The 23,066-nt window shown below is 74.8% G+C and carries 12 protein-coding genes; 3 read left to right on the forward strand and 9 right to left on the reverse strand.

The genetic code is table 11. The annotated features are described in order from the left end of the window. Positions 1 to 53: 53 nt before the first annotated feature. The 7 genes from DVA86_RS14755 to DVA86_RS14785 all read right to left on the reverse strand — a co-directional run bounded on the left by DVA86_RS14755 (position 54) and on the right by DVA86_RS14785 (position 18,492). On the reverse strand, positions 54 to 11,141 hold the full coding sequence (locus tag DVA86_RS14755) for a non-ribosomal peptide synthetase/type I polyketide synthase (RefSeq protein ID WP_208878790.1): 11,088 nt from the start codon (positions 11,139 to 11,141) through the stop codon (positions 54 to 56). Between the two features lie 41 nt (positions 11,142 to 11,182). Then, entirely contained in the window at positions 11,183 to 11,845 is a 663-nt protein-coding gene (locus tag DVA86_RS14760; RefSeq protein ID WP_245996586.1) for a hypothetical protein, read from the reverse strand. Between the two features lie 99 nt (positions 11,846 to 11,944). Beyond that, positions 11,945 to 12,973, reverse strand: a complete 1,029-nt coding sequence (locus DVA86_RS14765) for an oligopeptide/dipeptide ABC transporter ATP-binding protein (RefSeq protein WP_208878792.1) — start codon at positions 12,971 to 12,973, stop codon at positions 11,945 to 11,947. Beyond that, a complete protein-coding gene (locus DVA86_RS14770; RefSeq protein WP_208878794.1) occupies positions 12,970 to 15,063 on the reverse strand; it encodes a dipeptide/oligopeptide/nickel ABC transporter permease/ATP-binding protein in 2,094 nt (697 codons plus the stop codon). Before DVA86_RS14770 ends, DVA86_RS14765 begins: the two co-directional genes overlap by 4 nt. After that, positions 15,053 to 16,018, reverse strand: a complete 966-nt coding sequence (locus DVA86_RS14775) for an ABC transporter permease (RefSeq protein ID WP_208878796.1) — start codon at positions 16,016 to 16,018, stop codon at positions 15,053 to 15,055. The genes DVA86_RS14770 and DVA86_RS14775 overlap by 11 nt, the downstream gene beginning before the upstream one ends. Beyond that, a complete protein-coding gene (locus DVA86_RS14780; protein WP_208878797.1) occupies positions 16,015 to 17,712 on the reverse strand; it encodes an ABC transporter substrate-binding protein in 1,698 nt (565 codons plus the stop codon). Before DVA86_RS14780 ends, DVA86_RS14775 begins: the two co-directional genes overlap by 4 nt. Positions 17,713 to 17,769: 57 nt before the next feature. Then, positions 17,770 to 18,492, reverse strand: a complete 723-nt coding sequence (locus DVA86_RS14785; RefSeq protein WP_245997635.1) for an N-acetylmannosamine-6-phosphate 2-epimerase — start codon at positions 18,490 to 18,492, stop codon at positions 17,770 to 17,772. Between the two features lie 170 nt (positions 18,493 to 18,662). On the opposite strand from DVA86_RS14785, the gene DVA86_RS14790 reads away from it, so the two are divergent. Next, complete coding sequence (locus DVA86_RS14790) at positions 18,663 to 19,457, forward strand: nucleotidyltransferase domain-containing protein (RefSeq protein WP_245996595.1); 795 nt, start codon at positions 18,663 to 18,665, stop codon at positions 19,455 to 19,457. A 90-nt stretch (positions 19,458 to 19,547) separates the two neighbouring features. Here DVA86_RS14790 and DVA86_RS14795 read toward each other — a convergent pair whose 3' ends face one another. Continuing rightward, positions 19,548 to 20,489 carry a GlxA family transcriptional regulator gene (locus DVA86_RS14795; RefSeq protein ID WP_208878801.1) on the reverse strand — a complete coding sequence of 314 codons (942 nt, stop codon included), beginning with the start codon at positions 20,487 to 20,489 and terminating at the stop codon, positions 19,548 to 19,550. Positions 20,490 to 20,558: 69 nt separating this feature from the next. On the opposite strand from DVA86_RS14795, the gene DVA86_RS14800 reads away from it, so the two are divergent. Further along, entirely contained in the window at positions 20,559 to 21,536 is a 978-nt protein-coding gene (locus DVA86_RS14800; RefSeq protein WP_245996600.1) for an NADP-dependent oxidoreductase, read from the forward strand. Between the two features lie 64 nt (positions 21,537 to 21,600). Here DVA86_RS14800 and DVA86_RS14805 read toward each other — a convergent pair whose 3' ends face one another. Beyond that, entirely contained in the window at positions 21,601 to 22,404 is an 804-nt protein-coding gene (locus tag DVA86_RS14805; protein WP_208878802.1) for a DUF6597 domain-containing transcriptional factor, read from the reverse strand. Between the two features lie 64 nt (positions 22,405 to 22,468). Here DVA86_RS14805 and DVA86_RS14810 point away from each other — a divergent pair, with 64 nt between their 5' ends. Beyond that, positions 22,469 to 23,047 (forward strand): TIGR03086 family metal-binding protein, encoded by a 579-nt coding sequence (locus DVA86_RS14810; RefSeq protein WP_208878803.1) that lies wholly within the window; start codon positions 22,469 to 22,471, stop codon positions 23,045 to 23,047. Positions 23,048 to 23,066: the final 19 nt, after the last annotated feature.

The raw sequence follows: 23,066 nt of genomic DNA on the forward strand, positions 1-23,066 counted from the left end.
CGTACGAGCCGCCCGTACGGACAGTCCGTACGGGCGGCTCGTACGCGCCCGTCTCAGGCCCCTGGGCCACCGGGGCGCAGCAGGCCCTCCAGGGGGCGCTCGGGGTTCCGCGCGCAGCTGTCCAGCACCTCGGTGAAGCTCCGTCCCCAGGACTCCACGGTCGCCCGCGTCAGCAGGTCCGTGGAGAACTCGACGGTGACGGTGAGGGTGTCGTCGCCGGGTTCCAGTACGACGTAGAACTCGTTCCGCGCCACGCCCGACGTCGGCAGGGCGCGCACCGTGGCCGACACGGACGGCAGCTCCAGGGCCGGCGGCGGCGTGGTGACCACGGTGAACAGCACGTTCGGGAACAGGACGTCGGTGCTCCCCGGCGATACGAGCTCCGCCACCTCGTTCAGCGGCAGCTCCTGGTGGTCGAGCGCGGTGAACAGCGCCGTGCCCAGCTGCGTCGCGAGGTCGGCGAAGGTGGCCGCCTCGCCGATGCGGGCGCGCAGCAGGACGGCGTCGCCGAGCAGGCCCACGACGTCGGAGCGTTCGCGGCGCAGGCGGTTCGCGCTGGACGCGGGCAGCACGACGTCTGCGGTGCCGCCCGTGCCGCCGGTGCCGCCCGTGCCGCCGGTCAGTCCGGCCAGCCAGGTGGCGAACGCGGCGGCCAGGACCGCGTACGGAGTCGTGCCCAGGCGCGCGGCGGTGTCCGCGACCCGTGCCGGTGTGCCGTCCCCGACGACCCACGAGTGCAGGGCGCCCTCGCCGGACAGCGCGCCCGGGTGCGGGTGGTCGTAGGGCAGCTCCGTACGCAGGGGTACGCCGTCGAGCTCGGTGCGCCAGAACTTCTCCAGCTCCGCCCGGCGTTCGCCGCCCAGCCTGTGCTCCGCGCGTGCGCAGTCCGCGAACCGTACGGCGGGCGGCGCGAGTTTGGCCTCCGTACGGTCGCGCCGGGCGGCGTAGAACTCCTGGAGGTCGTGCCAGACGACGCCCATCGACCAGCCGTCGCAGACCGCGTGGTGGAACGCGGTCACCAGCACCCAGCGGTCCCCGCCGAGCCGCGCCAGCCGGAAGCGGAACAGCGGCGCGCGCTCCAGCGCGAACGCGGGCGACGCCTGCTCCCGGCACCACTGCTCGACGCGTGCGGCGTTCTCGGCGTTTCCGGCATGCGCGGTGAGATCGGTGACGGGGAGCTCCACGGGCACGGTGGCCAGGATGTCGACGACGTACTGCCCGTCACGGAGCGCCTGGCTGCTGCGCAGCGCGTCGTGGCGTTCCACCAGGTCCGCCAGGGCATGCCGGAGGGCGTCGGGGTCGAGGTCGCCGAGCAGGTCGACGCGGTGGGCGATGTTGTAGACACCCGGGTCGACGTACGCGTGGTGCCGGCGCCAGAGCCTGCGCTGCGTGGACGTCATCGGCACGGTGTCCGCGACGGGCCCGGCGGGGGAGTCCTCCCCGGCGGCCTCCTCCCGGGCGGTCTCCTCCCGGGCGGTCTCCTCCGGCTCCGGCTCCGGCTTCGACTCCGATGGCACGGCGGCGCGCGGCTGTTCGCAGCGCGCCGCGACGCCCCGGATGGTCGGGTCGCGGAAGAAGTCGGTCATGGACAGCTCGACGTCCAGCTGCTCCGCCATCCGGTGCAGCAGCCGGAGGGCGCTCAGCGAGTGGCCGCCGAGCGCGAAGAAGGACCAGGTGACCGGCGCCCGTGAGGCGCCGAGTTCGTCGCACCACAGCTCGTGCAGGGACTTCTCCAGCCGGGTGGCGGGCTCCTCGGCGACCTCGCCTCCGGCGTCCTCCGGTTCGGGCAGCCGGTCCCGGTCGAGCTTGCCGGAGGCGTTCACCGGGAGCCGTTCCAGGCGCGCCCAGCGGCCCGGCACGAGATGGCCGGGGAGCCGCGCCGCGAGCGCCGCGCGCAGCCGGTGCGGCTCGTCCGCCGGGGTCTCGGGGACCACGTACGCCACGAGTTCGGCTTCGCCGTGCCGGTCGCGGCGGGGTACGACGGCCGCGTCACGTACGCCGGGCAGCGAGGTCAACGCCCCCTGCACCTCGGCGGGTTCGACCCGGTGGCCCCGGATCTTGACCTGGTCGTCGGCGCGGCCGCAGAACTGGAGCGCCCCGTCCAGGCGCCAGCGCGCGAGGTCTCCGGTGCGGTACAGCACCGCCCCCGCCCCGTCGCCGATGAACGACGCGGCTGTCTCGGCGGGCCGCGCGTGGTACCCGTACGCGACCGGCACACCGCCCACGTGGATCTCGCCGACGGCCCCCGCTGGCACCGGCTGCCCGGCGCCGTCCAGCAGCAGGATCCGCGCCCCCGGGACCGGCGTGCCGATCGGGGGCCACTCCTCGCCCGCCGGGTCGACGCGGTGCGAGGTGACGACGACCGACGCCTCCGTGGGCCCGTACTGGTTGAACAGGGCGCACTCCGGATGTGCCGCGAGGAAGTCCCGGAACGCGCCGGTGAGCTGCAACGCCTCGCCCGCCGAGAACAGCTCGCGCAGGGACGGCAGTTCGGGGCCGGTCCGCAGCAGGTGCTTCAGCGGCGTGCACGGCATGAACATCCGCTGCACCCCGTGCCGCCGCACCGTCCCGGCGACGGCGGCGGGGTCGTGCCGCGCGTCGTCGTCGATCAGGACGAGCGGGGCCCCGGCGGCCAGCGTCGTGAAGATCTCCTGCACGCTGACGTCGAAGGCGGGGGACGTCCACTGCAGCGTGCGCAGTGCCGGATGCCGCGCCAGATGTCCCCGTACGAGGCCGGCCGGGCCGCGGTGGGGCACGACGACGCCCTTGGGGCGGCCGGTCGAGCCGGAGGTGTAGATGCAGTACGCGGGGTCCTCGGGGCGCGGACCGTCCTCGGGCGCGCCGCCTGCCTCCGTCCCGTCCCCCACGTCGAGGTCTTCCACGAGCTGAACGGGCAGCCCCTCCCCGAACTCCGCGTTCCCTCCGGCGGCGGCACGCGCCGTCAGCAGCAGGACCGGGGCGGCGTCGTCCAGTAGGGCGGCGAGCCGCGGGGCAGGCGCGGACGGGTCGAGCGGGACGTACGCGGCGCCGCTCTTGAGCACCCCGATCAGCGCCGTGATCAGCTCCGGCCCGCGCGGCAGCAGCACCGCCACGCGCTCACCGCGCGCCGCGCCACGTGCCCGCAGCCGCCGCGCGAGCCTGTCCGCGCGGGCGTCCAGCCGGGCGTAGCTCAGGCTCTCTTCGCCGTGTACGAGCGCCACCGCGTCCGGAGTACGGCACGCCTGCCGCTCGAACAGCCCGTGCAGGGTGTCCTCCGCGTCCGGCGCGGGCTCGTCCCGCTGCCCGAACCGGGCCAGCGCCGTACGGTCCGCCCCGGTGACCGCCGTCAGCTCGCGCAGCGGCGCGTCCGGGGCGTCGACGGCGCGGCGCAGCGTCTCCTCCACGTAGTCCACGAACTGCCGCACGGTGCTCTCGTCGAACAGCGCGGTGTCGTACTCCACCATGAACCGGATGCCGCCGCTGTGGTGCGTCAGATAGACGCTGAGGTCGAACGGCGCGCGTGCGCTCGGCATGTCCAGGAGCGTCGCCGTCAGCTCCGGCGGGTCGAAGTCGGCCTCGCCCTCGTTCTCGTACTCCAGCATCACCTGGAACAGCGGGTTGCGGCCGGGATCGCGGTGCGGGTTCAGCGCGCCGACCAGCTCGTCGAAGGGGACACCGCGGTGCTCGTACGCCGTGGTGCTCCGTTCCCGCACCCGGCGCAGCAGCGTCGGGAAGTCCGGGTCGCCGCCCAGGTCCAGACGCAGCGGAACGGTGTCGAGGAAGAGGCCGACGCGGTGTTCGGCGTCCGCGGGGCGGGCGGCGACGGCGGTGCCCAGGACCACGTCGTGCTGCCCGCTGAACCGGCCCAGCACCGCGCCGATGGCGCCGGTCAGCGTCATGAACAGGGTGGCGCGGTGGGAGCGGGCGTACGTCCGCAGCCTGCCGACGAGTTCGCCGTCCAGCGCGTGGGTGAGGCTCGCCCCCGCGCCGGATCTGACCGGCGGGCGGGGCCGGTCGGTGGGCAGGGAGAGCTCCGCTGCGCCGCTCAGCTCCGCCCGCCAGAACTCCAGCGACGCGGCGGCCTCTCCGGGGTCCGGCGGTACGGACGATGCCGCCGCGGTCAGGGGCGGCAGCTCGGCACGTCCGTGCGGCCAGGACCGGTAGCAGGCGGCGAGATCGCGTACCAGCACCACCGTGGAGGAGGAGTCGAAGACGATGTGGTGGGCCAGCAGGAACAGCAGGTGCCGCTCCTCCGACAGCCGGATCAGCCGTGCCGAGACCAGCGGGCCGGTGCCCAGGTCGAAGATCCGGCGCCCCTCGGTCTCCAGCACGGTCCGCAGCGCCTGCTCCTCCGTCATCCCGCTGCGGTCGTCAACCGGGCACTCGAGCGGCATGCGGTCGCGTATCTCCTGGCGTGGCACGCCGCCGGCGTCGCGGAACACCGTACGCAGCGCCGGGTGCCGGTCCGCGACCTGCTGCAACGCCCACTGCAACGCCGGGACGTCCAGCGGGCCTTCCAGGCGTACGGCCTTCGGTTCGTGGTACATGCTGGTGCCCGGATGCAGCTGCTCCAGGAACCAGATGCGGCGCTGCGCGGGGGACAGCGTCGTCTGCCCGGCTGTGGTCGCGGTGACCGGCTGTGGTGTCCGTACGGGTGCGGGCTGTGGTGTCCGTACGGGTGCGGCCGACTGGCCCCGCTCCTCCGGCTGTTCGCGGCGCCGGAGGCGGTCGAGCAGCGGCAGCGCCGCCAGGACCCTGTCCGCCGGGACGCCGAAGTCGACGAAGCAGGCGATCTCGTCGGCTCCCGCGTCCACCAGCCCGCGTACGGTCTCCGCGGCGCCGTCCTCGTCGCCGATCAGGGCGCGGGACGCGCAGTAGCGCTCGTACGCGCGCCCGAGCAGGAACTCCACGTCGTCCTCGGGCGCGTTGTCCAGGTCGACGTCGACGCCGAGGCTGTTGGTGACCTGGTTGAAGAGGGACAGCGAGGAGCGCAGATAGGACACGAACGGCCGGTACGCCTCGGCCCGCGCCCGTTCGGCATCGTCACCGAGGTACGTGTGGACCAGCACCACCACCCGGCCCGCCGCGGGATCGAGCCCGTGCTCGGCGCGGGTGCGCCGGTACAGCGCGATGTTCTCCGCGAGCTGCTCGACGGTCTGCGTCATCAGGTTGGTGACGATGCCCAGGTCGTGCGCCGCCGCCTTGCGGTAGCTGTCCGGGTTGCCCACCACGGCGGCGTACATGGGGGGTTGCTCCTGTACGGGGCGGGGGTGCAGGCGTACCTCGACGGGCTTGCCGTCACCCCCGGTCGTCGCGAGCGGCTGCCCCGACCAGAGCTGCCGTACGGTCGCCAGCTGCTCGTACATCACCTCGCGGTGCCTGCCGAAGTTCTCCGGGGCGAGCGCGAAGTCCGTGGCGTGCCAGCCGCTCGCGAAGCACAGGCCTGCCCGGCCGCCCGAGATGTTGTCGACGACGGACCACTCCTCGGCGACCCGTACGGGGTGGTGCAGCGGCAGCACGACGGAGCCCGCGTGCAGCCGTATGCGGCTGGTCCGGGCGGCCAGCGCGGCGGCGAGCACGGAGGGGTTGGGGAACAGCGCCCCGAAGGAGGCGAAGTGCCGCTCCGGGAACCACAGGGCGTGGAAGCCGTGCCGGTCGGCGAACTCCCCGGCGTCCATGATCAACGCGTACTTGTCGTGGGCGGCGTCCTCGGGGTAGTCGCCGAAGAAGTACAGGCTGAAGTCGCATCCGGCGGCCGGGGGCGGCGGCTCCGGGCTCGCGGGCGCGGGCCTCGGGGGCGCGGGCGCCGCCTGTACGGGCCTCTCCGGTACGGCGCGCGGCGGCGCGGGGGCGACGACGGGCTGTGCGGCGACGGGCTGGGCGGTAACGGGCTGTGCGGTAACGGGCCGGGCTGCGGCGGGCGTTCCGGCCGTGGCGGCGAGGACGTCGAGCTGACGGGAGATCACGCCCGTCACCTGGTCGACGAGCTGCTCCGCCAGCTTCAGCTGGCGCCCGAACAGGTCGTCGTACCCGGCGGTGCCCTCGGGGGCCGTGGCGGGCTCCGTATCCGGCTGCCCTGCGGCGGGCGCGGGCGGCTCGGTGGCGGGCTCGGTCGCGGGCGCGGGCGGCGTCGCCTCGCCGCGCAGCTGTGCCAGGAGTTCGGCGAGCCTGCGCGGGGTGTCGGCCGAGTCGAACAGCTCCCTGACGGGCACGCGTACGCCGTACCGCTGCTCCAGGTCCGTCGTCATGCCCATCAGGGAGAGGGAGTCCGCGCCCAGTTCGAAGAACGAGCTGTCGGGCGCCACGTCCGCCACCCCGGCCCCGAGTCTGCGGGCCGCCAACTCCCGTACGGTGTCGATCAGGTCGTCCGGCACTGCGGGCTCCTTCGTGGTGACGGGCGGTTCCGGTTCCGGTGACGGTGGCTGCGTCTCTTCGTGCGTCTGTCCGTGCGTCTGCGCCTGCGTCCGCGTGGTCCAGGGCGGCCACTGTGACCGCCGCAGCGGGTGCCCGGGCAAAGGAATACGGCCGCCGCTGCCGGTGACCCTCCCGGTGACGGCGCCCCAGTCCAGCTCGGCGCCCCCGACGTACAGCGAGCCCAGCGCGGTCAGCAGCCCGCCCACCTGCTCGGCCCGTGTGCCCTGCCCCTGCCCGCTCAGCCAGCGGCTGCCGGGGGCGCAGTGCCGGCCGAGCGCGGCGAGGGTCTGCCCGGCGCCGATCTCGGCGAAGTCCTCGCAGCCCTGGGCCAGGGCGGCGGCCATGGCCAGGTCGAAGCGGACGGGCCGGCGGGCCTGGCGGCAGAGGTAGTCGACGCCGACGGTCCAGCCCGCGGGGCGGAGTTCGCCGTCGGCGGCGGTGACGAGCGGGGTGTGCAGCGGGCCGTACGGCACCGTCTCGGCGTGGCGGCGGAAGTCGCGCAGCGCGGGCTCGACGGCGGCCGAGTGGAACGCCCGGTCGACGGCCAGCGCCCGCCACCGTATGCCTTCCTTGTCGAGCAGGCGCCGCGCCTCCTCGACGGCCTCCGGCGGGCCGGAAATGACCTGGGAGCGCGGTCCGTTGACCGCCGCCAGCTCCGCTCCGGCGGCCTGGGCGACGCGGCGTACGAGCTCCGTGCCGGCGCGCACCGCGAGCATGCCGCCGGGCTCGCACGCCGTGTGCGCGAGCCTGCCCCGCCACGCGGTGAGCCGCAGGCCGTCCTCCGGCGTCAGGGCACCGCCCGCGCACAGCGCCGCGTACTCGCCGACGCTGTGCCCGAGCAGCAGCGCCGGGCGCACCCCGGCGGCGCGCCACACCTCGGTGAGCGCCAACTGGTGGGCGAACAGCGCCGCCTGGGCCGTCTCGGTGGGCCAGACCTCGTCCGCGCCGCCCTCCGGGCCCGTCTCGTCCAGGAGCAGGGGCAGCAGCGTGCCGCCGAACTCCTCGGCGTACACCGCCTCGCACCGGTCGAGGACGCCGCGTGCCGCCGGATACGCCGCGTAGACGCCGCTCGCCATGCCGCGGCGCGCGGTGCCCTGTCCCGCGAACGCGAACGCGAGGGGACCGCGCGGACCGGCCGCCTCCGGCCGTTCGTCCAGTGCTCGGGCCAGCTCCGCGGCGGTACGGCCGACGGCCGCGGCCCGCGCCGTGCGGTGCGGCCTGCCGAGCGCCATGGTGAGGGCGACGTCCGCGGCCGCGGGCTCCGGCTCGTCCCGCAGCCGGTCTCGTAGCCGGCCGGTCAGCTCGTCCAGCGCCTGCGCGTCGCGGGCGGACACCGGGACCAGTACGGGCAGGTCTACGGCATCCGCAGCCGTGACGCCCGTACGAGCCATGGCGTCCGTACGAGCCATGGCGTCCGTACGAGTGCCGGGCGGCGCCGGAGGCTCCTGGAGCACCACATGGGCGTTCGTCCCGCCGACGCCGAGCGCGCTGACCCCGGCCCGGCGCGGCGCGCCGTCCGGCGCGGGCCAAGGGCGGCGCTCGGTCCCCAGCACCAGCGGGCCTCCGGCGAGGCGGAGTTCGGGGTTGGGGCGGTTCAGGTGCAGCGTGGGCACGAGGGTGCGGTGGCGCAGCATCAGCACGGTCTTGATCAGCCCGGCCATCCCGGCGCAGCTGTCCAGGTGCCCGATGCCCGGCTTCACCGAGCCGACCGTGCAGAACCCCGTACGTCCCGTGCCGTCGTCCAGCGCCCTGCCGAGCGCCTCGAACTCCACCGGATCGCCGAGCCGCGTGCCCGTACCGTGCGCTTCCACGTACGAGAGCGTGTGCGGCGGCACGCCGGCCCTGCGCAGCGCCTCGCGTACGACGTCGACCTGCCCCGCGACTCCCGGCGCCGTGAAGCCGACCTTGCTCGCGCCGTCGTTGTTGACCGCCGTGCCCAGGATCACTCCGTGCACGGTGTCGCCGTCGGCCAGCGCCCGGTCGAGCCGTTTGAGCAGGACGGCGGCCACGCCGTTGCCGCCGACGGTGCCGTCGGCCTCCGCGTCGAAGGCCCGTACGCGCCCCGTGGGGGACAGGATCGACCCGGGGTGGCCGCGGTACCCCGTGTGCTGCGGCAGGTGCACCGCCGCGGCACCGGCCAGCGCCAGGTCCGCGTCGCCGTTCAGCAGCGCCTGGGACGCGAGGTGTACGGCGACCAGCGAGGTGGAGCAGGCCGTCTGCACGCCGATGGCGGGGCCGGTGAGCCCGAGCCGGTACGCGACGCGGGACGCGAGGAAGTCCGGCTGCTGCCCGACGGCGGCCTGCATGTCCGAGGCGGGGTCCGTGCCGTCGTGGGCGGGCGCGGCCGGCGACGGCTGCCGGGGGTGCTGGTGGTCGTAGAGGTTCATGCCCGAGCCGGCGAACACCCCGGTCCTGGTGCCCGGCGCCTGGGCCGCGTACCCGCCGTCCTCGAGCGCCTGGTGGCAGCACTCCAGGAACAGGCGGTGCGCGGGGTGCGTAAGTCCGGTCTCCCTGGGGCTCATTCCGAAGAACTCCGCGTCGAACGCGTCCACGCCGTCGAGGACTCCGGCGACGGGCACCAGCCCGGGCGCCTTCCGCTCCTCGGGGGAGAGCCCGGCCGCCGCCAGCTCCTCGTCGGTGAACACGCGGAGGCTGTCCACGCCGTCGCGCAGGTTGGCCCAGAACCGCTCCACCGAGTCCGCGCCGGGGAAGCGCAGGGACAGCCCGATGACGGCGATGTGGTGACCGTCGGACTCCTCCGGAACGGGTTCGGTGTCCGCCGATTCGGGCCCCGTCGCCGCGACCCCGGCCAGATGCGCGGCGAGCGCGGCCGCCGTGGGGTGCTCGAAGAACGCGGTCTGCGCGACCGGCGTCCCCAACCGCTCCTCCAGTCGGGCGCGGACGCGTACCAGCAGCAGGGAGTTCAGGCCGAGTTCGTAGAACGGCACACCGGCCCGCACCGGCTGTCCCAGTACGGCCGCGATCTCCTCCTGCACCGCCCGTGTCGCCTCGTCGGTGCTTCCGGCACCGCCCCGCGGGGCCGCCGGGGGGAGGGCGTTTCCGGTCAGCCGGTCCCGCAGCTCGGCCCGGCGCACCTTCCCCGCCGGTGTCCTCGGGAACTCGTCCCGCGGGACGGGCAGCACGTACGCCGCCGTGAGCCGCAGCCGCGTGAACAGGGCCGCCTTGACCTCGTGCGCGATGCGTGCGTCAGCGTCGGTTCCCCGGCTCACGTAGAACACGGCCAGTTCCTCCGTGCCGCTGTCCGTACGCGGCACACCACACGCGGCGATCTCCCCCTGCCGTATGCCATCCACGGCGGCGGCGGCCTCCTCCACCTCGTGGCAGTAGACGTTGTGCCCGTTGAGGACGATCACGTCCTTGCGCCGCCCGGTGATCACGACCTGTCCGCCGTCGAGGAAGGCCAGATCACCGGTGTCCAGCCAGTCGCGTCCGGCGGGGAAGGCCGCCGCGTCCGCCTCCGGGTCGCGTACGTAGCCGGGTGTGAGGCGGGCCGGCGAGTGCACCTGGAGCCGGCCGATCCTGTTGCCCGGCGCCGGTTCCCCGCGGTCGTCGACGATGCGCAAGGCGACCCCGTGCGCGGGCGCGCCCGCCGCGACGAAGGTGACGCACTCGTCCTCCGGCGTCTCCTCACCGGCCCGTACCAGTTCGCCGCCCAGGCTGCTCTTGAGCAGGCGGTGCACCGTCCCCGGACGGTCGAGCCGGCCGTACGTGCAGGCTGTGACGGTCTCCGCCATCCCCCATACGGGGACGAGGTGCCGCTCCTCGACGCCGTACGCCGCCGTCGCGTCGAGGAAACCGTTCAGCACCGGGAGTACGACCTGCTCGCCGCCGCACACAAGGGACTTGAGCCCGCGGAGATCCCGCTGCTCCCCCGGTTGGCGGGCCAGCGCGTCCGCGACGAGCCGGTACGCGAAGGTCGGCGCCCAGCTGTGCTGTACGCGGTGCTCCTCGATGAGGTCGAGCCAGCGCAGCGGCTCGGCGAGGACGCGTTCGGTGGGGGCGTGGACGCTGGTGCAGCCGGTGAAGACCGCGAGCAGGTGGTAGAGGAGGAACGCGCCGCTGTGGTCGACCGGCAGCCAGTTCAGCATCGTGTCGTCCGGGGCCACGCCGAGGACGCGCCGGCTGCTCGCCGCGAAATCCGCCAGCCCCGCGTGGGTCAGCCGCGCGGCCTTGGGCACGCCGGTGCTGCCGGACGACAGCATCAGCAGGGCGACGTCCGACCCCCGCGGCTCGACGTGGTCCTCCGCGGGCGCCGCGCTCAGACAGTCCCGCGCGACGGCCACCCGCAGCCCGGCCCCGGCCAGTGCCGCCGCGCCGCCGGTGTCGCTGAGCACCAGCGGCCCGTCGAGCAACTCGGCGGCGTGCAGCAGGCGTTCGTACGCCGGCGAGCCGGGCGCCGGATGTTCCGCGATCGCCACGGGTGTGGCACCGCCGAGGACGCAGGCCCAGAAGGCGGGGAAGAACTCGTCCAGCGGCAGCCCGCACAGTACGACCGCGTCGCCGCCGCGTAACCCGTGTTCGCGGAGCCCGGTGAGCAGCCGCCGGGCCCGCGCCAGCAGTTCGGGATACGGCTGCGTGGCCGTGGCGCCGTCCGGAGCGACGGTGACGACGGCGCCTCCGGGGCCGGAAGCGGCGCGCAGCAGCGCCCGTACGGCGTCCTCCGGGTCGTCCTCGGTGCGTTCCGGCTCGGGTCCCCGGCAGAAGGCCTGCCCCCGTACGCGTTCCATGCCTGTCCTGCCTTTCCCGTGCGGATCCGGCCCGGAAGCGTCTACCGTCCGTCGACCGGTTGTGAGGAGTGAGACGAGTCAACTGCCGATGGTTCGCGCGTCGTGCCCCCGCCCGTCCGGCGGCGGGCGGCGAACAGCAGCAGAACCACCGCCCCCGCCACCGCCAGGCCGTGGAAGACGCTCACGACGGCCAGGGTGGGCAGCGCCTCGAGCGCCGCGGCGGCGGCCACGGTGCCCACCGCGAACCCGGTGGTCTCCGCGGTGGCGGACAGCCCGAACAGGCGGCTGCGCTGCTGTTCGGGGGCCGCCTGGAGCCGTGAGGTGTAGACGATCTCGGTCCAGCCGTCCGCGAAGCCCGCCGCCCCCGCGGCCAGCACCAGCAGGGGAGCGGGCAGACCCGTGAACGCCGCGATGAACGAGAGCGACATCGCGCACGTGCCGAGCACGAACGCCCGCTCGCCCCACGAGCCTTCGCCCTTCCGGCGTTTGAGTACAAAGTGGGCGGCGAACGTGCCCACCGCCCACGCGACCCAGAACCGGGTCATGAACAGGGCGGGCTCGTCCGGGGCGGTGGCGTGCGCGGCCACGGGCAGGGCGACGTTGTGCGAGGAGGACGCCAGGGCGTCCATGCCCCTGAGCAGGACCATGCCCAGCACGACGGCCGGTACGCCGACCCTGCCCCTAAGCCACATCTCCGAGCCCACGCGACGGACCCCTATCCCCTATGCCCCCCTCTGCTCGCACAAACTACAATAGTAATTACACTGGCTCGGGCGGTTCGGGCGGCTCAGGCAGCTGAGGGCTCAGGTGGCGGGCGCCGGGGCGGGCAGCGGATGGATGCAGCGGACGGGTGCGCGGCCGGTGCCGGGCGCCTCCAGCCCCGGCAGCTCGCGGCGGCACTCCTCGGTCACCCGCCAGCAGCGGGGCGCGAAGGGGCAGCCGGGCGGCCGGGCGCGTACGGAGGGCGGGTTGCCGTCGAGGACGATACGGTCCCCCGCCGCCCGGGTCAGCGACGGTGTGGCCGAGAACAGCGCGGCCGTGTACGGGTGCGCGGGCGCCTCCGTGACGAGCGGCGCGGCGCCGTGCTCGACGACGTGCCCGAGGTACATCACGGCGACGTCGTCCGAGAGATGGCGCACGGTCTGGATGTCGTGCGAGATGTACACCATGGCCAGGCCGAGTTCGGCGCGCAGCCGTACGAGGAGGTTCAGCACCTGGGCGCGTACGGACACGTCCAGCGCGGAGGTCGGCTCGTCCGCGACGAGGTAGCGCGGCTCCAGCGCGAGCGCGCGGGCGATGGCCACGCGCTGGCGCTGCCCGCCGGACAGTTCGCCGGGCCTGCGGCCGGCGGCCGAGGGCGGCAGCCCGACGAGGTCCATGAGTTCGGTGACGCGCCGGTCCCGCGCGGCGGGCGTCCCGGTGCGGCGGATGTCCAGCGGGTCGCGCACGATCGTACGGACGGGCAGCCGCGGGTTCAGCGACGACCCCGGGTCCTGGTAGACCATCGCGACCGACTCGGCCAGCGCGGCCGTACGGCGGCCCGGCGGCAGCGACCACAGGTCCTCGCCGTCCAGGGTGACCGTGCCCTCGGTGGGGCGCTGGAGCCCGGCCAGTACGCGGGCGAGCGTCGTCTTGCCGCACCCGGACTCGCCGACGAGGCCGGTCACCGTGCCGGGCCGCAGGTCCAGCGCGACGTCGGCCAGCACCCGTACGGGCGGTCGGCGGCGGCCGCCCGGATACGAGACGCCGACGCCGCTCGCACGCAGCGCGGCCGCGGGCTCCGGCCGTGCGGCCGGGGGGTCCTCCGTGGGTGTCGCCGTTGACGGGCTCATCGCGGGACCTCCTGTGCGCGGGTCATGGGGTGCCAGCAGGCGGCGGGATGGCCGCCGTCGAGCGGTGCCTGCGGTTCCGGGGAGGCGCCGCGGCCGCCGTCCAGACCCCCGTCCGGGACGGCTCCGTCGGCGGCCCCACCCCGCCCGGCGGGCGCGGCTGCGGGCACGGGCGGTACGGGCTCGAGCGGCGGCGGCTCGCTCACGCACCGCTCCGTGGCGTTCATGCAGCGCGGCGCGAACCGGCAGCCCGGCACGAACAGCGCGGGAGACGGCACCGTGCCGCTGATCTGCGCCAGCTCCTCCTCGCGGCGCTCCAGGGAGACCACGGAGGCCAGCAGCCCGTTCGTGTACGGGTGCACGGGGTCGGCCAGCAGCCCCCGCGTCGGCCCGGTCTCGGCGACCTGCCCCGCGTACATCACCACCACGCGGTGCGCCAGGGCGCTGACCAGCGCGAGGTCGTGGGAGACCAGCAGGATCGCCAGGTCCCGTTCGGCACGCAGCCGTTCGAGGGTCTCCAGCACCTGCGCCTGCACCGTCTCGTCCAGCGCCGTCGTCGGCTCGTCGGCGATGAGCAGCGACGGATCGCGGGCCAGCCCCATGGCGATCAGCACGCGCTGCCGCTGGCCGCCGGACAGCTGGTGCGGGCGGGCGCCGAGCACGGCGGCGGGGGAGAGGTCGACGAGTTCGAGGAGCTCCTCGGGGGTGTGGGTGCCGCCGCGGCGGCAGATCTGGCGCAGCTGCTGCCGTACGGTCATCGCGGGGTTCAGGGAGGACAGCGCGTCCTGGTAGACCATGGCGATCTCGTGGCCGAGCAGCGGCCGCCGCTCGGCGGGCGAGAGCGGCAGGATCTCCCGGCCGCGGAACGTGACCGAACCGGAGACGGCCGCGCCCGGCGGCAGCAGCCCGGTGACCGCGAGCCCGGTCAGGGACTTGCCGGAGCCCGACTCGCCCACCAGGCCCACGATTTCACCGGGGCGTACGTCCAGCCGCACGCCGGCGACCACGTCCACGTCGCCGTGCGAGCCGGGGAACGACACCCGCAGATCGCGGATGCTCAGCACCGGCTCGGCGTCCGGCACGGGCACGGGGGCGCGGGCGGCGAGCACGGCGGGGTCGACGGGCGTACGGGGCCAGGGGCGTACGGGGTCCTCGCCGCCTCCGGCGGAACCCGGCCCGTCCGTGCCCGCGCCCGCCTCCGGCACGGCGCCCGGCAGCGCCGTACGGCGCGGCTTCCCCAGCGAGTCGGCCAGCCAGTCCGAGACGAGGTTGACCGCAAGCACGCACACGAACACCGCCAGACCCGCGAACGTCGTCACCCACCAGCCGCCGGAGGAGACCAGCACCCGGCCGTCGTTGATGACGTTGCCCCAGGACGGGGTGGGCGGCTGGATGCCGACCCCGATGAACGACAGCGCCGCCTCCATGAACACCGCGTCCGCGATCAGCGAGGTGGCGAACACCACGACCGGCGCGAAGGCGTTGCGCGCGATGTGCCGCACCAGCAGCCGTACGCGTGAGGCGCCCGCGGACAGCGCCGCCGTCACGTAGTCCTCGGTCAGCTGCGCCTCGACGTTGGCGCGTACGACCCGCGCCGTGGCCGGGGTGTAGATCGCGCCCAGCACCACGATGGTGGTGACCAGCCCGGGCCCGATGACGCTGGCCAGCACGACCGCGAGGATGATCGCGGGGAACGCGACCAGCACGTCGATCACCCGCTGCACGGCGGCGCCGGCCCAGCGGCCCGCCAGCGCCGCGAGGCTGCCGAGCAGGATGCCGGCGAGCAGCGCCAGTACGGGCGCGGCGATCCCGACCAGTACGGACGAGCGCGCCGCCCAGACCACGCGGGCGAAGACGTCGCGGCCGTACTCGTCGGTGCCGAAGAGGTGGGCGAGGGACGGGCCTTCGCGCGGCGGGCCCTGCGAGAGCGCGACGGGGTCGTGCGCGGCCATCAGCCCGGGGACGAGGGCCGCGAGCAGCAGCAGCGCCAGGACGGCCAGCGCGCACCACTGCGCGGCGGTGGGTGCGGAGAGCGACCAGCTCGCGGGGCGCGAGGCCCGCTTGAGGAGGCCGCGACGCAGGCTAACGATCATCAGAGGAGGTCCTTGCGCGAGGATTGAGCAGGACGTGGGCGACATCCACCAGCAGGTTCGCCAGCAGGAACAGCCCGACCGTGATCAGCGCGACCACCCGGATCACGTTCAGGTCGCTGTTCAGCACGCCCTGGACGAGGAGGCGGCCGACGCCCGGGATCGAGAAGACCGTCTCGATCAGCACCGCGCCCGCCAGCAGATAGCCGACCCACAGGCCCAGCACCGTCAGCGGCGTGACCAGCGCGTTGCGCAGCACGTTGCGGCCGACGACGACCCGTGGGGGCAGCCCGAGACCGTACGCGGTGCGGACGTAGTCCTTGCCGAGCTCGTCCAGCACCGCCGCGCGCACCATCCGCGTGAAGATCCCGGCCACCGGCATGGCCAGCGCCACCACCGGCAGCACCAGGCCGCGGGCCCACAGGCCGGGGTCCTCGCCCGGCGGGGTGTAGCCGCCGAACGGGAGCCAGCCCAGGCGTACGGCGAACAGGTTGATCAGCAGCAGGCCCACCCAGAACGCCGGGGCGGCGAGCAGCCCCACCGACACCGCGCGGATCAGCGAGTCGAGGCGGCGGCCCCGGTACAGCGCGGAGAGCACCCCCAGCACCAGCGCCACCACGGTCGCCAGCAGCAGCGCCAGCCCGGCGAGCTGCACGGTGATCGGCACCGCCGTCGACAGCTGCGGCGCCACCGGCTGGCCGGTGACCAGGGAGAAGCCGAAGTCACCGTGGAAGACGTCGCCGAGGAAGCGGAAGAACCGCAGGGGGAGCGGATCGTCCAGCCCGTGCGCCTGCGTGTACTCCGCGCGCTGCTCCGCGCTCGCGCCCACGCCGAGCGCCGCGAGCGCCGGGTCGCCGGGCGCCAGGTCGATCAGGAAGAACACCAGGAAGCTGGTGGCCAGCAGGATCAGCGGGAAGAACGAGAGGCGCTTCAGCACCATCACGGTGAGCCGGTTCATCGCCGGCCTCCCGCCGCCGAGCCCGCGGGGACGGCGCCGCGTACGTCCAGGCCGCCCACGCTCAGCCCGCTGAACCGGGCGTAGTGCCGCGGGTCATAGGCCGTCACCACGTCCCGGTGGGCGATCGGGTACAGCGGCACCTGCTCCGCGATCACCTCCTGCGCCCGCGCCCACGCCGTCCGCTGCTCGCGCCCCTCGGTGCCGCGGGCGGCGGCCAGCAGCCGGAGGATCTCGTCGCGTTCCGGCGCCGACCAGTAGAAGAGCTGCTCGGGCCAGGTGTCGCCGTAGTGCCAGGACAGCAGCGTGTTGGCGTCCCAGCCGAACACCGACTGGTCGGCGATGCCGAGCATGGCCTCGTACGTGCCGCCGTACACGCCCGAGTACAGGTTCTCGCCGCCGACCAGCAGCTCCGCCTTGATGCCCGCGTCGGCCCACTGCTGCTGGATCACCGTGGCGACGGCCCGGTTCCACGCGGTGTCGTACACCTGGAGCTTGAAGCTCAGCCCGTCCGGATGCCCGGCCTCCGCGAGCAGCCGGCGCGCCTTCGCCGGGTCGTGCCCGTACTGCCGCGAGACCCGCGTGTGCGCGGGGTGGTCGCGCGGCAGATACGAGGTCGGGGCCTGCGCGTGGCCGGCGAAGGCGAGTTCGACGACGCGCTCGTTGTCGATGGCGTAGTGCAGCGCGCGGCGCACCCGTACGTCGGCGAAGACCCGCCGCGCGCAGTTGACCATCAGGAACGACATCAGCAGCCCCGGCCGCTCCCGCACCCGCAGGCCCGCGTCGCGCAGCACGCCGAGGTCGAAGTCCGAGGGCGCCTCGATGGCGGCGACGTCGCCGCTGCGCAGCGCGGAGATCCGCACCGGGCTGTCGGAGACGATGCTGAACGTCGCCCGCTCCAGCCGGCCCGGCCGCGGCCCGTTGTAGCCGGGCGCGCGGCGCATCCGCACCGAGCGGTTCGTCTGCGCCTCCTGGAACGCGTACGGACCCGAGCCGACCGGGCGGGTGCCGAACGCCTCGTCCCCCACCCGCTCGACATGGCGCTCCGGCACGACGCGGATCTGCGTCAGCGCCTGGTGCAGCAGCCCGCTCGGCTCGCTCAGCACGATGTCCACGGTGCGGCCGTCCACGGCCTCGGCGCCCTCCACGTACGGGATGAACTGCGCGAAGAACGACGTCTTCGCATGCCGGGTGCGGTGCACCGAGTACACGACGTCACGGGCGCGTACGGGCGTCCCGTCGTGGAAGCGGGCGCCTGCGCGCAGCCGTACGCGGTAGCGCCGGTCGGAGAGCCGGCGCGGCCAGTCCTCGGCGAGGGCGAGGAACAGCTTCCGGTCGGACTGGTCGATGTCGATGAGGCCCTCGAACACGTGGTAGTTGAGCACCACGGACTCGATGGTGGTCGCCGTGATCGGGTCGAACGGGCCGAAGTTGTCCGAGAGCGCGACCGTGGTGGCCGGGGAGCCGGCGGCAGCCGGGCTGCCCGCGGCGGAACCGCAGCCGGACAGCAGCGGGGTGGCGGCGAGCGCGCCCGCGCCGCCGGCGGCCCAGCCCAGCAGGCCGCGGCGGGTGGTGAGCCGGCGGCCGACGCCGTACGGGTGCGGGGGAGGGGCGCCGTCGTGCTCGGCGCTTCCGGGGCTCCCGGTCCTTCCGGGGCTTCCGGTGTGCGCCGCAGGCCCGGTGTGCTCAGCAACCATGTCCACTCCTCGCTCGGGCCCTGCCGGGATCCAAAAAATGGTGCGAACCACTTCTGTTCATGGAGCGTCATCCTCCGCGCCGTCCGCGCCGTCCGTGCGCAGCGCCGCGGCGAACCGCCGCGTGATCTGGTCGGGCCGGGTGATCGCGCCGCCCACCACCACCGCCCACGCGCCGCGGTCCAGCGCCTCGGCGACCTGGCCCGGCTCCGCGATCCGGCCCTCGGCGATCACCGGCACCCGTACCTCGGCCACCAGCGCCGACAGCAGCTCCATGTCCGGGCCCGCGTCCGGGCCGCCGCGGGCGGCGGTCTCCGGCGTGTAGCCGGACAGCGTGGTCGACACCGCCGCCGCGCCCGCCCGTACCGCCGCCGCGCCCTCCCGTACTGTCGCCACGTCCGCCAGCACCGGCACCCCGCGCCGCCCGGCCGCCGCGACCAGGTCGGCGAAGGCCGAACCGTCCGGGCGCGGCCGGTCCGTGGCGTCCGCCGCCACGACGGCGGCGCCGGCCTCGGCGACCGCCACGGCGTGCGCGACGCCCGGGGTGATGTAGACCCCGTCGGTGCCGTCCTTCCACAGGCCGATCACCGGGACCGGCACCGTCTCCGTGACGGCGGTGATGTCCTCCGGGCTGTTGCAGCGGACCGCCGCCGCCCCGCCCTCCACCACGGCGCGCGCCATGGCGGCCATGAGGGCGCTGCCGTGCAGTGCCTCGTGCGGCAGCGCCTGGCAGGACACGATCAGCTTGCCGCGCAGCCGCCGGAGCACCTCCGGGGTGCCCAGGGGGTCGGAACGGACGGTTCCATCTGAGATATTGGTGCGTACCACTTGCTCAGTCCAGCATGTGCCGCGCGGGCCGTCAACCATGTGGCCGCACCGAGTTGTCCCGCGGCGGGCCGCCCGGTGGGGACCGCCCGGCCCGTACGGCCGCGGGCCCGTTAGGCTGCCGGGCCATGCGCGACCAGGACTCCGCCATGCGCGACCAGGACTTCCTCGACCACCTCGCCGGCCGGCTGGCCGCCCTCCCCGCGGTCCGGGCGGTCACGCTCGGCGGCTCACGGGCGCAGGGCACCCACCGGCCGGACAGCGACTGGGACGTCGCCGTCTACTACCGCGGCGGCTTCGACCCCGACGCGCTGCGCGCCCTCGGCTGGCCCGGCGAGGTCTCCGAGATCGGCGGCTGGGGCGGCGGCGTGTTCAACGGCGGCGCCTGGCTGACGGTCGACGGCAGGCGCGTCGACGTCCACTACCGCGACCTCGACGTCGTCGAACACGAACTCGCGGAGGCCGAGCAGGGCCGGTTCCACCACGAGCCGCTGATGTTCCACCTCGCCGGCATCCCCAGCTACCTCGTCGTCGCCGAGCTCGCCCTCAACCGCGTGCTGCGCGGCGAACTGCCGCGCCCCGCCGCGTACCCCGGGCCGCTGCGCACCGCCGCCGCCGGCCGCTGGCTCGGCACGTCCCGCGCCACGCTGACGTACGCGCGGGCCAACCACGCCCCGTACGGCCGCCTCACCGAGGTCGCCGGCGCCCTCGCCACCGCCGCGGCGCAGTGCGCGCACGCCGTCCTCGCGGCGCGCGGCGAGTGGGTCACCAACGAGAAGACGCTGCTGCACCGTGCGGGCCTGCGCGGCGTCGACACCCTCACGGCCGGACTGGCCGCCGACCCCGCCGTCCTCGAACGGGCCCTCGCGGAGGCGGAGGAGTTGTTCGCGTCGGCGCTCCCGCCGGAGACGCCCCCGGCCTGACGCGCCGCCCCGACGCGCGCCGCACCCACGGCACCGTACGGGGGCGTGCGCGCGCACCGTACGGAGGCGTTCCGGCGCACCGTACGGACGTCAGCGCGCCGCCGTACGGAACGTCCGCCGGTACGCGAGCGGCGTGACGCCGATCGCGGCGTGCAGGTGCTGCCGCAGGGAGGTGGCGGTCGCGAAGCCGACCCGCCCGGCGATCTGGTCCACCGGCAGGTCGCTGGACTCGAGCAGGTGCCGTGCCCAGGCCACGCGCTGCCGGATGAGCCACCGCCCCGGGCTCTCGCCGACCTCGTCGCGGAAGCGGCGGGCGAAGGTCCGTACGCTCGTCTGCGCGTGCCCCGCGAGGTCGGCCAGCGTCAGCGGCCGGTCCAGGTGCTCCAGCGCCCACTGCCGCGTCGCGGCCGTACCGCTCGACGTGGACTCCGGCACGGGCTGCTCGATGTACTGCGCCTGCCCGCCGTCCCGCCACGGCGGTACGACGCAGCGCCGCGCGACGCTGTTGGCCACCTCGCTGCCGTGGTCCTTCCGTACGAGGTGCAGGCAGACGTCGACGCCGGACGCGGCACCGGCCGAGGTGAGCACATCGCCGTCGTCGACGAAGAGGACGTCCGGGTCGAGCGCCACGTACGGGAACAGCTCGCGGAACCAGCCCGCCAGCGCCCAGTGCGTGGTCGCCGGCCGCCCGTCCAGCAGGCCGGCCGCCGCCAGCAGGAACGCGCCCGTGCAGATCGACACCGTACGGGCGGAGCGCGGAATGGCGGCGAGCGCGCCGGCCAGCGGCGCGGACAGCTCCGCGCCTGCCAGGGACGGGCTGTACGGCGGGATCACCACGGTGTCGGCGGTACGCAGCACCTCCGGGCCGTGGTCGGGGACGACCGTGAAGTCGGCGTCCGTACGCACCGGGGCGCCGTCGGCGGTGCAGGTGACCACCTCGTACCGGCCGTCCGCGGAGCCGAAGACCCGCCGGGGGATGCCGAGTTCGAACGGGTACACCCCGTCGGGCGCGAGCACGACCACACGATGCATGGCACGATCCTATCGAACATTGACCTTCTTGCCATTTTCCCGTCCGTCTCCGCACGGCAGCCTGGTCACATGACCACCCACACCGCGGACACCGCGAACGCCAGCCGGCGCATGCGCGCCATCAGCCAGGACGTACTCGGCGGCCCCGAGACGCTGCACGAGACGGAGCTCGACCGCCCCGAGCCGGGCATCAGCGAAGTGCTCGTCAGGGTGCACGCGGCCGGGCTCAACCCCACCGACTGGAAGCACCGCTCCATGGGCCTGTTCCTGGGCGAGCCGCCGTTCGTCCTGGGCTGGGACGTCTCCGGCGTGGTCGAGGCGGTCGGCGTCGGCGTCACCCTGTTCCGGCCGGGCGACGAGGTGTTCGGCATGCTGCCGTACCCGCACGGTGCGGGCGCCCACGCCGAGTACGTCACCGCGCCCGCCCGCGCCTTCGCCCGCAAGCCGGCCGGCATCGACCACGTACAGGCCGGGGCACTGCCCCTGGCCGCGCTCACCGCGTGGCAGGCGCTGGCCGACACCGCGGACGTACGGGAGGGCCAGCGCGTCCTCGTGCACGCGGCGGGCGGCGGCGTCGGCCACCTGGCCGTGCAGATCGCCAAGGCGCGCGGCGCGTACGTGATCGGCACGGCCAGCGCGGGCAAGCACGAGCTCCTGCGGGAGCTCGGCGCCGACGAACTGATCGACTACCGGGAGACCGATTTCGCCTCCGCCGTCGCGGACGTCGACGTCGTCCTGGACACCGTCGGCAGCGACGACTACCGCAGCCGTTCCCTGCGCACCCTCCGGCGCGGCGGCGTCCTCGTCTCCATCCTGCCGATGAACGCGGAGCAGCTCCGGGCGGAGGCCGAACAGTACGGCGTGCGGACGGAGCTGCTGATCGTCGAGGCTGACCACGCCGGGATGAACGAGATCGCCGCCCTCGTCGAGCGGGGCCGGCTGCGGGCCACGGTCGCCGAGACCTTCCCGCTGGAGGAGGCCGCCAAGGCGCACGCGCTCGGCGAGGCCGGGCACACGGCGGGGAAGCTGGTGCTCACGGTGCGCTGAGACCCGTACGGTGCGCGCCGACACCCGTACGGTGCGCGATGAGACCCGTACGGTGCGGCCCGGTTCAGCCCGCGTACGCGGACGGCGGGACGCCGACGGTGGCGGTGAAGTCCCGTACGAGGTGGGCCTGGTCGCTGTAGCCGAGCTCCGCGGCCAGCCCCGCCCAGTCCGTCTCCGCGCCGTCGGCGGCGCGCTCCAGCGCCTCGTGGATGCGGTAGCGCAGCAGCACCCACTTGGGGCTGACGCCGACGTACGCCGCGAACAGCCGCTGCAGGGACCGTACGGACAGCCCCTGGCCGGCGGCGAAGGCCGCGACGCGCCGGACCTCGCGGTCCTCGCGGATGCGCTGGACGAGGTCCATCGCACGCTCGGCGTCGCCGTCCGGCCGAGGGCCGTACTCGAGCAGGAACGCGTCGAGCGCCGCGACCCGCCCGTCGTCCGTGTCCTCGTCGAGGACGCGCGTGGTGTCACCGTCCGCGGCGCCGGGGAACGCGTCGGACAGCGGCACCCGGCGGCCCGTCCAGTGCGACACCGGGTGCCCGGGCGCGAACGGCCGGAAGCCGCCCGGCCGGAACTGCACGCCGCACACCCGCCCCGTGGCCTCCAGCTTCTGCGTGAACAGCTCCAGCCCGACGCCCGAGACCTCACCGAAGTCGGGCTGCCCCGCGAAGCGCTCGAAGACGACGTTCACGGACGGGTGCGGCACGACGTGCGAGCAGTACGGCTCGGACAGGTCCCAGTCGATCAGCCAGTAGTGCTCCAGGTACGGGCGCAGCGCCGGGGCGGGGTCACGGCGGCGGAAGCGCACGCGCGTGAACAGCGAGGCGGGGTCGACGATGCCCCGGGTGTCGCGTCGCGGACCGGCCATGACGGCGATCCTATGTCGCGTTTCTTCAAGCCGCCGCCGCGCCGCCGCCGCTAGTTTCGGCGCCATGACTCACACGATCAGTGAACTGTTCGGCGCCGCCGCCGCACGCGCCGTCCCGGTGGTGCGCGGCGTGCCCGACGAGCGCCTCGGCGGGCCCACTCCGTGCGCCGAGTACGACGTACGGGCCCTGCTCAACCACCTGTTCGCCGTGGTCGTCAACTTCCAGGCGTACGCCGTCAAGGAGGACGCCGACTTCAGCGAGACGCCCGACCGGCTGCACGGCGGCTGGCGGGAGGAGTTCGCCCGGGAGGCCGCGCGGCTGGCGGAGGCGTGGGCGGCGCCCGGAGCCGAGGATGGGGTGGCGGGGCAGATGGCGATGCCCGCGCGTACGGTCGCCTCGCTCGCGCTGCTCGACCTCACCGTGCACCCCTGGGACCTGGCACGGGCCACCGGCGCGTACTTCACGCCGGACGACGCGTGCGTGGCGGAGCTGGAGAAGCTGCTGGGGCAACTGGGGCCGCTGCCCCGCGAGATGAAGGTGTTCGGCGAGCCCGTGCCCGTAGGGGACGGCGCGTCCGCCTTCGACCGGCTGCTCGCGGCGACCGGCCGCGACCCGGCCTGGACACCGCCCGCGGGAGGCTGAGCCGCGGCCGTCAGCGCGC

This window comes from Streptomyces armeniacus (assembly GCF_003355155.1).
Classification (GTDB): Bacteria; Actinomycetota; Actinomycetes; order Streptomycetales; family Streptomycetaceae; genus Streptomyces; species Streptomyces armeniacus.